The 12,520-nt window shown below is 53.2% G+C and carries 12 protein-coding genes; 7 read left to right on the top strand and 5 right to left on the bottom strand.

Going from position 1 to position 12,520, the window contains the following annotated elements; translation table 11 throughout:
• Positions 1–24 precede the first annotated feature (24 nt).
• Positions 25–720, bottom strand: a complete 696-nt coding sequence (gene tsaB / locus JQN59_RS10285; RefSeq protein WP_057066805.1) for a tRNA (adenosine(37)-N6)-threonylcarbamoyltransferase complex dimerization subunit type 1 TsaB — start codon at positions 718–720, stop codon at positions 25–27.
• Between the two features lie 58 nt (positions 721–778).
• Positions 779–2,689 carry an ATP-dependent DNA helicase gene (locus tag JQN59_RS10280; protein ID WP_003020980.1) on the bottom strand — a complete coding sequence of 637 codons (1,911 nt, stop codon included), beginning with the start codon at positions 2,687–2,689 and terminating at the stop codon, positions 779–781.
• 141 nt (positions 2,690–2,830) lie between these two features.
• Between JQN59_RS10280 and JQN59_RS10275 the strand changes: the two genes are divergently transcribed.
• Positions 2,831–3,175, top strand: a complete 345-nt coding sequence (locus JQN59_RS10275; protein ID WP_003020984.1) for a RidA family protein — start codon at positions 2,831–2,833, stop codon at positions 3,173–3,175.
• A gap of 6 nt (positions 3,176–3,181) precedes the next feature.
• On the opposite strand, the gene JQN59_RS10270 is transcribed toward JQN59_RS10275, so the two are convergent.
• Entirely contained in the window at positions 3,182–3,361 is a 180-nt protein-coding gene (locus JQN59_RS10270; RefSeq protein ID WP_003020986.1) for a YoaH family protein, read from the bottom strand.
• A gap of 83 nt (positions 3,362–3,444) precedes the next feature.
• On the opposite strand from JQN59_RS10270, the gene pabB reads away from it, so the two are divergent.
• The 4 genes from pabB (at position 3,445) to JQN59_RS10250 (ending at position 8,668) form a co-directional block, all read left to right on the top strand.
• Positions 3,445–4,806 (top strand): aminodeoxychorismate synthase component 1, encoded by a 1,362-nt coding sequence (gene pabB, locus JQN59_RS10265; protein WP_188110090.1) that lies wholly within the window; start codon positions 3,445–3,447, stop codon positions 4,804–4,806.
• 3 nt (positions 4,807–4,809) lie between these two features.
• On the top strand, positions 4,810–5,388 hold the full coding sequence (locus JQN59_RS10260; protein WP_003020991.1) for a CoA pyrophosphatase: 579 nt from the start codon (positions 4,810–4,812) through the stop codon (positions 5,386–5,388).
• A gap of 183 nt (positions 5,389–5,571) precedes the next feature.
• Entirely contained in the window at positions 5,572–6,936 is a 1,365-nt protein-coding gene (gene sdaA / locus JQN59_RS10255) for an L-serine ammonia-lyase (RefSeq protein ID WP_003833765.1), read from the top strand.
• A gap of 130 nt (positions 6,937–7,066) precedes the next feature.
• Positions 7,067–8,668 carry an EAL domain-containing protein gene (locus JQN59_RS10250; protein ID WP_008785025.1) on the top strand — a complete coding sequence of 534 codons (1,602 nt, stop codon included), beginning with the start codon at positions 7,067–7,069 and terminating at the stop codon, positions 8,666–8,668.
• Positions 8,669–8,674: 6 nt separating this feature from the next.
• Here the strand turns inward: JQN59_RS10250 and yoaE are convergent, their stop codons facing one another.
• Entirely contained in the window at positions 8,675–10,234 is a 1,560-nt protein-coding gene (yoaE, locus tag JQN59_RS10245) for a CNNM family cation transport protein YoaE (RefSeq protein WP_008785026.1), read from the bottom strand.
• Entirely contained in the window at positions 10,222–10,380 is a 159-nt protein-coding gene (locus JQN59_RS27245) for a protein YoaL (protein ID WP_370766360.1), read from the bottom strand. The genes yoaE and JQN59_RS27245 overlap by 13 nt, the downstream gene beginning before the upstream one ends.
• A gap of 313 nt (positions 10,381–10,693) precedes the next feature.
• Between JQN59_RS27245 and manX the strand changes: the two genes are divergently transcribed.
• A complete protein-coding gene (manX, locus tag JQN59_RS10240) occupies positions 10,694–11,656 on the top strand; it encodes a PTS mannose transporter subunit IIAB (RefSeq protein ID WP_003833768.1) in 963 nt (320 codons plus the stop codon).
• Between the two features lie 58 nt (positions 11,657–11,714).
• Positions 11,715–12,515, top strand: coding sequence for a PTS mannose/fructose/sorbose transporter subunit IIC (locus tag JQN59_RS10235; protein ID WP_003021004.1), 801 nt, complete (start codon positions 11,715–11,717; stop codon positions 12,513–12,515).
• The last annotated feature ends 5 nt before the right edge of the window (positions 12,516–12,520 follow it).

The raw sequence follows: 12,520 nt of genomic DNA, 5'->3' as shown, positions 1-12,520 counted from the left end.
TAGCCGGGGTTCTACTACTAAGATTCATTCTTTACCGGGAAGTTTCTTCCACGCCACGGTGTTACGTAAATAAACCGGTTCAGCGTGTTCAACCGCTACGGTCTCACCCGCAGCCAGCATTTGCGTGGCGACGGGCAGCATGTCTTCAGCCGCTGGAAGCAGCACGTCACCATCGCTGAGCGTCAGCCCGCTGTCTTTACCAAGCTCAGGCCATGCCGGCCAGCCCGTCCCGACCGTCACCCAGTCGCCAGACAGCTGCAATAAACGCTCATGTACCTGCTCGGGGGTTAACACCGCTTCGGTTTCTTCACCGTGCCAGTTACCGTTGTCATCACGCTGGTATTCGGCCCAGTAGACTTCGCCCATTCGCGCGTCAATCGCCGCCAGTACGCGAGTCGCGCCCGACTTACGCCAGGCGCCCTGTGCCATGGTCGCCAGGGTGGAGACGCCGATCATCGGTAAGTTTGCGCCTAACGCCAGCCCCTGAGCAATGCCAATACCGATACGCACGCCGGTGAAACTGCCGGGACCGCGACCAAACGCCAGGGCGTCGATATCGGTTAACGTGAGATCGCCAGCGGCCAGGATTTCCTGAACCATCGGTAAAATTCGTTGGGTGTGTTCTCGTGGGCAAAGCTCAAAGAGAGCCTTGATAGTACCGTCATTCCACAGGGCAACAGAGCACGCCTCTGTGGCGGTATCGATAGCCAGAATTCGCATGGGTGTTTGTGATCAGATCAATAAATTTGGCGCGCATCTTACCACACTCCGTAACAAATTACTCAGTCGTTGGTATGGCAAGAAAGCGAACCGCGCGAGCGATGTCACGCGTCCGCGGCGCAGGAGGAAGACTCGCCAGGAAGGTGGCGCCGTATGGCCGCATAACCAGACGATTGTCGCAAATCACCAGCACGCCGCGATCGTCAGCATCACGTATCAGACGCCCTACACCCTGCTTCAGGGTGATTACCGCATCCGGCAACTGGACGTCTTCAAACGGATCGCCGCCGCGCAGTCGACAATCCTCCATTCGGGCTTTTAACAGCGGGTCGTCCGGCGAGGTAAATGGCAGTTTATCGATTATCACCAGCGACAGCGTATCGCCGCGCACGTCCACGCCCTCCCAGAAGCTGCTGGTGGCAACCAGTAGCGCATTACCTGCGCTGACAAACTGCTGTAGCAGTTGTCCTTTGCTGGTTTCGCCCTGCAGCAGTACGGGAAGCGTCATAGTAGCGCGGAATTGTTCCGCCAGATCGCGCATCATCGCGTGCGAAGTGCACAGCATAAAACAGCGACCGTTGTTCGCCTCGATAATAGGTCGCAGCATGGATGCTAACTGGCGTGCAGCCCCCGGCTGATTGGTTTGCGGGAGATTACGCGGTACGCACAGCAGCGCCTGGCGCGTGTAATCAAATGGGCTCGGCAGCAGCATCGACTCGGCATCTTCAATACCCAGTCGTGCAGTGAAATGATGCAGGTCATCGTTTACCGACAGCGTCGCGGAAGTAAAAATCCAGCAGCCCGGCTTTTGTTCCATCACTTCTTTGAATTTATCCGCCACCGTAAGCGGCGTCAGCGCGAGGGTGAAATGGCGGGAGGTGCATTCATACCAGTAGCTGAAGCCTGGCTGGTTGATCTCTTTCAGGCGCTTCAGACGCGCACGATAAAGCGTGGCGCGCTCAAACGCGGCATCCAGCAATGCCGAACGCCCGAGAGACAGCTTCGCCACGTCATAACACAGCTCCAGCGTGTCATCGAGCAGCAAAAACGCGCGCTGTACGCGCTGGTCGGCCAGCAGTTCCCGCAGATTTCCGCGATAGCCCGGCTCACCAAGCTGCAAGCGGAAGTCCTGAGCGCTTTGTGCAAGGCGATCGGCGCACTTTTGCAGCTGCTGAGTGTCTTTCAGCTCGGTGCGATAGGCAATGGTGATGTCTTTCGCCAGGTCTAACAGCTGGCGACTGGAGAGCGATTGACCAAAGTACTGGCTGGCGATATCCGGTAACTGATGCGCTTCATCGAAGATCATCACATCAGCTTCCGGGATCAGTTCGCCAAACCCGCTCTCTTTTACCACCATATCGGCGAGAAACAGATGATGGTTAACCACGACGACATCCGCATCCATCGCTTTTTTACGCGCTTTAACGACAAAACACTCTTTATACAGCGGGCAGTCGCTGCCCAGACAGTTGTCATTAGTGCTGGTCACCAGCGGCCAGGCCTGAGAGTCTTCCGCCACGCTGACGCAGGTGCTGATGTCCCCATCAAGGGTTTGATTTGACCAGGAGCGCAGCAGGATGACGTCGCTTAACGTTTGTACCGGCAAGTCGCCACCCGCCAGCGCCTGCTGTTCAAGACGCTCAAGGCACAGATAGTTTGAACGCCCTTTCAGCAGCGCCAGTTTACCGGTGAACTTCAGTGCTTTAGCGACGGTCGGGAGGTCGCGGCTGTATAGCTGATCCTGTAACGCCTTCGAGCCCGTGGAGACAATGACCTTCTTTCCGGCACGCAGCGCTGGGGCAAGATAAGCGTAGGTTTTACCCGTTCCGGTTCCGGCTTCTACCACCAGTGGTTGTGATTTTTCGATGGCATGACTGACGGCGATGGCCATCTGCCGCTGTGGTTCTCGCGGTTTAAAACCCGGTATCGCTTTAGCCAACTGACCGTCTGCTGCAAAATCGTCCGTCACACTGCCCCCTGTTCATTTGAACAGGGATTATGTCAGGCCAGCGGGTCTTTCGCCAGTTGAAGAGGTGACGTGGGCACAACATTATGGCAGTCTTGGCGCAACCCAAAGCTATTATGAAAAAACGTAAATGAGGAATGATTTATGACGATTGTGCGCATTGATGCCGAAGCGCGTTGGTCCGACGTGGTAATCCACAACAACACGCTGTATTACACCGGCGTGCCGGAAAATCTGGATGCAGACGCCTTTGAGCAGACGGCAAATACGCTGGCGCAAATTGATGCGGTGCTGGAAAAACAAGGCAGCAACAAGTCACGTATTCTTGATGCCACCCTATTTTTGGCAGACAAAAACGATTTTGCCGCCATGAACAAAGCCTGGGACGCGTGGGTCGTTGCTGGCCACGCGCCGGTACGTTGTACCGTTCAGGCCGGATTGATGAACCCGAAATACAAAGTTGAGATTAAGATAATCGCTGCAGTTTAAGCGGCGTTATTCGTCTTCATCTTCAAAACGCGCCACGATCCGCTCGCCGGTATGACTGGCGCGTAACTCTTCAGCAACCAGAGCAATGGCTTGTCCGCTGCTCATCCCCTGCGACATCAGCTCCTGAATACGCTCTACCGCTTTTTGCTGCTGCTCATGACTGAGTGAAGGTAAACCTGCAAACATTGTTAACTCCTGCTAAATTGTCTGCGCTAATTATTTCATGCTACCGGGCAGTTAGCCAGTAGAGTAGCAACGAGTCAGGACTGATGAAGACGTTATCTCCCGCAGTAATCACATTACCCTGGCGTCAGGACGCCGCTGAACGCTATTTTTCGACATTAAGCCATCTGCCCTGGGCGATGCTGTTGCATTCAGGTCAAGCCGACCATCCGCATAACCGCTTTGATATTCTGGTGGCGGACCCCGTCACCACGTTGGTTACACGTGCTGAAGAGACCGTAGTGCAGAACGGGCACGCAATCACGCGCTCGCTTGATGATCCAATGACGGTATTACATTCCGCGCTAGCTGCACACAAGATTCACCCCGAGTATCACCCGGATCTGCCGTTTCAGGGCGGCGCGTTAGGTCTGTTTGGCTACGACCTTGGCCGACGCTTTGAATATCTGCCGACTATTGCTGAGCGCGATATTACGCTACCGGATATGGCCGTTGGCATTTACGACTGGGCGCTGATTGTTGACCACCAGTTGCAGACCGTATCCCTGCTCAGCCATACCGATGTCGAGGCTCGCCTGAAATGGCTGGACGCGCAACAGCCGCCAACGCGTGAGCCGTTTATATTGACCTCGGCGTGGCAGTCCAATATGAGCCGCGCCCGGTACGGCGAAAAATTCCGCCAGGTACAGGGCTATCTGCACAGCGGCGATTGTTACCAAGTCAACCTCGCGCAGCGTTTTCAGGCGCATTACGAGGGGGATGAGTGGCAGGCATTTGTCAAACTCAATCACGCTAACCGCGCCCCGTTCAGCGCGTTTATTCGTCTTGAGGAAGGCGTTATCCTCAGTCTTTCGCCGGAACGTTTTATTCTGCTGGAGAACCAGCATATCCAGACGCGTCCTATTAAAGGTACGTTGCCCAGGCTTGAAGATGCCGATGCCGATCGTGAGCAGGCCCGGCGGCTGGCGAATTCGCCGAAGGATCGTGCGGAGAACCTGATGATCGTCGATTTGATGCGTAATGATATTGGCCGCGTTGCCGTACCGGGTTCGGTACAGGTTCCGGAGCTGTTTGTCGTCGAACCGTTCCCTGCCGTTCATCATTTGGTCAGCACCATTACCGCACGTCTGCCAGAGTCATTACACGCCACCGATCTGCTACGCGCAGCCTTCCCCGGCGGCTCTATTACCGGTGCGCCGAAAGTGCGGGCGATGGAAATTATTGACGAACTGGAGCCACAAAGACGTAATGCCTGGTGTGGCAGCATCGGTTATCTGAGTTTCTGCGGCAATATGGATACCAGCATCACCATTCGCACGCTGACAGCCACAAACGGACAAATTTATTGTTCCGCTGGCGGCGGCATAGTGGCGGACAGTCAGGAAGACGCTGAATATCAGGAAACATTTGATAAAGTGAATCGTATTTTGCACCAACTGGAGAACTGAGACGTGGAATACAGCAGCCTGACGCTTGATGATTTTTTATCGCGCTTTCAACTCCTGCGCCCGCAGGTCAATCATGCCGCGTTAAACCAGCGCCAGGCCGCCGTACTGATCCCCGTCGTGCGTCGTCCACAGCCGGGATTGTTGTTAACCCAGCGTTCCGTTCACCTGCGCAAGCACGCCGGACAGGTCGCCTTCCCCGGTGGGGCGGTGGATAGCAGTGATGCCTCGTTAATTGCCGCCGCCCTTCGCGAGGCACAGGAGGAGGTGGCGATCCCACCTTCATGCGTAGAAGTGATCGGCGTTCTGCCGCCGGTCGACAGCGTGACCGGTTTCCAGGTCACCCCAGTGGTAGGCATTATCCCGCCTAATCTGCCGTATCGCGCCAGTGAAGATGAAGTTTCAGCAGTGTTCGAAATGCCGCTGGCCCAGGCCCTGCATTTAGGTCGTTACCACCCGTTGGATATTTACCGTCGTGGCGATTCACATCGCGTATGGCTTTCCTGGTATGAGCAATATTTCGTCTGGGGAATGACTGCCGGAATAATTCGTGAGCTGGCGCTGCAAATTGGCGTCAAGCCCTGACTATACTTATCTTTACGCGCGCCATAGACAACTTGAAACTCAGGTCACAACATTAGTAAAACCGCGGTTATCTATTAGTTTAATTCATGTGAATAGTTAAGCCGATCGCCGCGTTCCCTCTTACACTATGCGCAGTTATAACATCGTTACTGGAAAGCCCAGTCGCCCTGTAGGAGTATTATCGTGATTAGTCTATTCGACATGTTTAAGGTGGGGATTGGTCCCTCATCTTCCCATACCGTAGGGCCTATGAAGGCGGGTAAACAGTTCGTCGATGACCTGGTCGAAAAAGGATTACTGGACAGCGTTACTCGTGTCGCCGTCGACGTGTATGGTTCACTGTCGCTCACGGGTAAAGGTCACCACACCGATATCGCCATTATTATGGGTCTGGCGGGCAATGAGCCTGCTACCGTGGATATTGATAGCATCCCCGGATTTATCCGCGACGTAGAAACGCGTGGACGCCTGCTGCTTGCGCAAGGTCAGCACGAAGTGGATTTCCCGCAGAATGACGGGATGCGTTTTCACAACGGCAACCTGCCGCTGCATGAAAACGGAATGCAGATCCATGCGTACAATGGCGAAACCGTCATTTATAGCAAAACCTACTACTCAATCGGCGGTGGATTCATCGTTGATGAAGAACATTTTGGTCAGGATGCCGCGGGCGAGGTCAGCGTGCCTTATCCGTTCAAATCCGCGACTGAAATGCTGGAGTACTGCAACAGCACCGGCCTGTCTCTCTCTGGCATGGCGATGCAGAACGAACTTGCTCTGCACAGCAAAAAAGAGATTGAAGAATACTTTGGCCACGTCTGGCAAACCATGCAGGCCTGTATCGATCGTGGCATGAACACCGAAGGTGTGTTGCCGGGTCCGCTGCGGGTTCCTCGTCGTGCTTCAGCTCTGCGTCGTATGCTGGTTTCCAGCGATAAGCTGTCCAACGATCCGATGAACGTGATCGACTGGGTGAACATGTTCGCGCTGGCCGTTAACGAAGAAAACGCCGCGGGCGGTCGCGTAGTGACAGCGCCAACCAACGGTGCCTGCGGTATCGTGCCTGCGGTACTGGCCTATTACGATCATTTCATCGAGTCCGTCAGCCCAGATATCTATACCCGCTATTTCCTGGCGGCCGGTGCAATTGGCGCGTTGTACAAAATGAACGCCTCAATCTCTGGTGCAGAAGTAGGTTGTCAGGGTGAAGTGGGCGTAGCCTGCTCCATGGCTGCCGCTGGTCTGGCTGAACTGTTGGGCGCGAGCCCTGAGCAGGTGTGTGTTGCTGCCGAAATCGGCATGGAACATAACCTCGGCTTAACCTGCGATCCGGTTGCCGGTCAGGTACAGGTTCCGTGCATTGAGCGTAACGCCATTGCTTCAGTGAAGGCGATCAACGCTGCGCGTATGGCAATGCGCCGTACCAGCGCGCCGCGCGTCTCGCTGGATAAAGTCATTGAGACCATGTACGAAACAGGTAAAGACATGAACGCCAAATACCGCGAAACGTCACGCGGTGGCCTGGCAATCAAAGTTCAATGTGACTAATACTTAGTTTTCGCCCATCTGCGACGGATGGGCGAATTTGCCCCCTCTCCCTCGTCTACTGTAATTTTCCCCACTACACTTGCTCTGTTGCTGTTGGCTTCTGTGACCAACGGCTTATCGGGCGGCCCGCATGCAAACAGCACAACGGATCATTAAAAATTATCGCCGGAATCGCTTAATCGTCTGCACAGTATGTGCACTACTGACGCTCATCCTCACATTAACTGTTCGATTTATTTCGGAGCGTAATTTAAATCACCGAAATATCGTCACCTTTGCCAACCATGCTGTAGAAGAACTGGATGACGTGCTTTTACCCTTGCAGACCGGACGTGATGTATTGCTGCCGTTAATTGGCCTCCCCTGCTCAGTGGCACGTTTACCGTTAAGCAAACATGCCGCAAGACTGCAAACGGTGCGTTCTATTAATCTGATTCAAAGCGGGATCCTCTATTGCTCCAGCATTTTTGGGTATCGCAATGTCCCCATTCGTCAACTACAGCCCGAATTACCCAGCCGGGAACCGCAACTGCTGCTGTCTACTGACCATTCACTGATAAAAGGCAGCCCGATTCTGACGCAATGGTATCCATCCTCTGCCGATGGTGAAGATGGCGTGCTGGAAATCGTCAATATCGATTTATTGTCGTCTATGTTGCTTGAACCCCAGCCGCCGCAGATCACCGATGCCAGCTTAACCGTTGGTAATCGGCATCTACTGTATGATCAAGGTGTGGTCGATACTCTGCCTAAGCTAAATGATGAAAAACGCTACCAGCTGTCATCTCAACATTTCCCGTTTACCATTAGCGTCACCGGCCCCGGTCCCAGTGAACTGGCGATTAAACATCTGCCAACACAGCTGCCGCTGGCGGTGATCCTGAGTTTATTAGTGGGCTACCTGGCATGGCTGGCGACTGCCAGCAGAATGAGTTTTTCCTGGGAGATTAATCTGGCCCTTGCTGCTCGGGAATTCGAGCTATTTTGCCAGCCGCTGCTTAATGCGCAAACCCAGCAATGCATGGGCGTGGAGATTCTTCTACGCTGGAATAACCCACGCCAGGGTTGGATCTCTCCGGAAGTGTTTATTCCCATCGCTGAGGAGCACAACCTGATTGTGCCGCTAACCCGTCATGTCATCGCAGAAACCATTCAGCAAAGACACGTTTTCCCGATGAGCAGTCAGTTTCATATTGGGATTAATGTCGCCGCCAGCCATTTTCGTAACGGCACGCTGCTAAAAGATCTTAATCAGTACTGGTTCAGCCAGCACCCAATCCAGCAGTTGGTTATCGAACTGACCGAACGCGATGCGTTACTGGATGTGGATTATCGGGTCGTACGCGAATTAAATCGGCTTGGCGTAAAACTGGCGATTGATGATTTCGGTACCGGTAACAGCTCGCTCTCCTGGCTGGAAAAACTACGCCCGGATGTGCTGAAGATCGATAAATCATTTACTTCGGCCATAGGAACAGACGCCGTGAACTCAACCGTCACAGACATCATTATCGCTTTGGGGAAAAAATTGAATATAGAACTGGTGGCGGAAGGCGTTGAAACCCAGGCGCAGGCTCAGCATTTGCGCCGACACGGCGTACATTTGTTGCAAGGTTTTTTGTACGCAAAGCCAATGCCGCTGCGTGATTTCCCAAAATGGCTGGCGGGCAGCACGCCGCCGCCCACCCGACATAACGGGCGACACAGTATGCCCGTCATGCCGTTTCGCTAAACCCGGTTACTCGTCTTCGTCGTGAGCGGGTTGTTCTTTAACAATGCGAACTAAATCCACACGATAGTCATTCGCTTCGACAATCGTAATGCTCAGCGGTGCGACTTCGATAACATCACCGACACGTGGAATATGGCCGTTAGCCGCAATGACTAAACCTGCCACCGTGGCGATGTCTTCGTCTTCATTCACTAACGTATCCACGTCCAGCGCCTGTTGCAACGCATGCAGATCGGTACCGCCTTTGACCAACCAACCACCTGCATCAGCAATAATTTCAGGTGTTTCATCGGCATCCGGGAATTCACCGGCAATGGCTTCTAATACGTCCAGCGGCGTGACCAGCCCCTGTACTACGCCAAACTCGTTAGTGACGATAACGAAGCTACCGCGGGCACGACGCAGTACGCCCAACAGATTGATCGGGTCCAGCGTCTCCGGAACAACAATAGCCGGAGAAGCAGAGGCAATCGCCGCCACATCCACACCGTCTTCCAGCGCCACCAGCAGCTCTTTAGCACGCACGATACCGATGATTTCATCCAGTTCGCCACGACACACCGGGAACAGGCTGTGAGGTGAAGAGAGCAACTGCTCGCGAATTTCCGCCACGCTCAGGTCGGCATCAACCCAGCTGATTTCACCACGTGGCGTCATAATGCCGCGTAACGAACGCGACGCCAGGGAGAGGACGCCGTTGATCATATAGCGTTCTTCTTCCACAAACGCGCCTTCCGGGACAGGAACCGGCACCGGGTTATCGGATTCCATCTGCACGCTGGCCTGACGTTTACCGCCCATCAGACGCAGGATTGCATCGGCAGTACGTGCACGCAGCGGCAGCGTCGACTGGTGGCGAATAAAATTACGACGGGCAATCTGGTTAAACAGCTCGATGATGATCGAGAAACCAATCGCCGCATACAGATAACCTTTCGGAATATGGAAGCCAAACCCTTCGGCAACCAGGCTCAGACCAATCATCAACAGGAAGCTCAGACACAGCACCACCACCGTCGGGTGTTGGTTCACAAATCGTGTCAGCGGCTTAGAGGCCAGCAGCATCACGGCCATGGCAATCACTACTGCCGCCATCATCACTGGCAGATGGTTGACCATGCCGACCGCCGTAATCACGGCATCCAGCGAGAACACCGCATCGAGAATGACAATCTGCGTTACGACAACCCAAAAGCTCGCATACCCTTTCGTCTGCCCGGTATCATGTTCACGGTTTTCCAGTCGCTCATGCAGCTCTGTCGTAGCCTTGAACAAGAGGAAGATACCCCCCAGCAGCATAATCAGATCGCGCCCCGAGAACGCATAGTCCATTACCGTGAACAGCGGCTTTGTCAGCGTCACCATCCACGAAATCACGGACAACAAGCCCAGACGCATAATCAGTGCCAGTGACAAACCGATTAAACGCGCTTTATCTCGCTGTTTCGGCGGCAGCTTATCAGCCAGGATCGCAATGAAGACCAGGTTATCAATACCCAGAACAATTTCGAGAACGACAAGCGTGAGCAAACCCACCCAAATCTGCGGGTCCATTAATAGTTCCATGACAAGCTCCTGCTTAAGGAATGACCAAACTGCGCGCTGAGGATCTCAGGCGTTAAAGCGATATGCAGAGAAAATTTGTGGCAAAAAGTGCCAATCTGACAGGCTTGATACGGCCTGAAGGTGAAATGACGTCGGTGACGATCCATATGGTGGGCTACTGCCCTATACTCCTGAGTAATTAAACAGATGCTAAACATAACAGAGAGAAGTGGTTTGTAGCAAAGATTTACCTTCCTTTGCAATAAGTCGTTTCGGAGATATTTCACCCTTCGAAATTTCTTTTAATCGGAAGTTAAATTACGGATCTTCATCACATAAAATATTTTTTTCGATATCTAAAATAATTCACGAAAATCATAGGTTTTTCTTTGTAACCCTTATCTGAATCGATTCGATTGCGGACGACGATTCAAATACATCTTCACGTTGATGTGTTAACGATAATAAAGGAGGTAGCAAGTGACCATTGCTATTGTAATAGGCACACATGGTTGGGCTGCAGAGCAGTTACTTAAGACGGCAGAGATGCTGTTAGGCGAGCAGGAAAACGTCGGCTGGATCGATTTCGTTCCAGGCGAAAATGCTGAAACGCTGATCGAAAAGTACAACGCTCAGTTGGCAAAACTCGATACCAGTAAAGGCGTGCTGTTTCTCGTTGACACATGGGGAGGCAGCCCGTTTAACGCTGCGAGCCGCATTGTCGTCGATAAAGAGCATTACGAAGTAATCGCCGGTGTGAACATTCCCATGCTGGTTGAGACCTTCATGGCGCGTGATGACAACCCAAGCTTTGATGAATTAGTGGCACTGGCCGTTGAAACCGGTAGCGAAGGCGTGAAAGCGCTGAAAGCAAAACCGGTGGAAAAAGCCGCTCCTGCCCCCGTCGCGGCACCTAAAGCAGCAACCCCCGCGAAACCGATGGGTCCGAACGATTATATGCAGATCGGCCTGGCGCGTATTGATGACCGCTTAATCCATGGTCAGGTGGCAACTCGCTGGACCAAAGAAACCAACGTAACGCGCATTATCGTCGTCAGTGATGAAGTTGCCGCCGATACCGTGCGTAAAACGCTGCTGACTCAGGTAGCACCTCCGGGTGTGACGGCGCATGTGGTTGATGTCGCGAAAATGATCCGCGTCTACAACAACCCGAAATATGCAGGTGAGCGTGTGATGCTGTTGTTCACCAACCCAACCGACGTAGAACGTATCGTTGAAGGTGGTGTGAAAATTACCTCCGTGAACATTGGCGGTATGGCTTTCCGTCAGGGTAAAACGCAGGTAAACAACGCAATTTCTGTCGATGACAAAGACATCGAAGCCTTCAAGAAACTCAACGAACGCGGTATTGAGCTTGAGGCCCGTAAGGTTTCTACCGATCAGAAACTGAAAATGATGGATTTGATTGCCAAGGTGAAATAATTCCCTGGCATTTACTTAGTTTTCACACTTAAGTCTGTATAGCAATAGGAGAAGTACAATGGAGATTACCACTCTTCAGATTGTGCTGGTGTTCATCGTCGCATGTATCGCGGGTATGGAGTCGGTACTCGATGAATTTCAGTTCCACCGTCCGTTGGTGGCCTGTACGCTGATTGGTGCCGTTCTCGGGGATATGAAAACCGGTATCATCATCGGTGGTACCCTGGAAATGATCGCCCTGGGCTGGATGAACATCGGTGCTGCGGTTGCACCAGATGCCGCACTGGCCTCAATTATCTCTACCGTTCTGGTTATCGCGGGTCACCAAAGCATTGGTGCCGGTATCGCGCTGGCTATCCCACTGGCAGCAGCAGGCCAGGTACTGACCATTATCGTTCGTACAATCACCGTAGCATTCCAGCACGCAGCGGATAAGGCAGCCGAAAACGGTAACCTGACTGCGCTCTCCTGGCTGCACGTATCCTCTCTGTTCCTGCAGGCTATGCGTATCGCTATCCCGGCGGTAATCGTTGCGATTTCTGTTGGTACCAGTGAAGTTCAGAGCATGCTTAACGCCATTCCGGAAGTCGTAACCGGTGGTCTGAACATCGCAGGCGGTATGATCGTAGTGGTTGGTTATGCGATGGTCATCAACATGATGCGCGCAGGCTATCTGATGCCATTCTTCTACCTCGGCTTCGTCACCGCGGCATTTACTAACTTCAACCTGGTTGCTCTGGGTGTGATTGGCGCAGTCATGGCCATCCTCTACATTCAGTTGAGCCCGAAATATAACCGCGTAGCCGGTGCACCTGCTGCGGCGGCTGGCAATAACGATCTCGATAACGAACTGGACTAGCAGGT

The organism is Citrobacter sp. B72 (assembly GCF_016894305.1).
Lineage (GTDB): Bacteria > Pseudomonadota > Gammaproteobacteria > Enterobacterales > Enterobacteriaceae > Citrobacter > Citrobacter portucalensis.
This window is presented reverse-complemented; position numbering and strand designations above follow the sequence as displayed.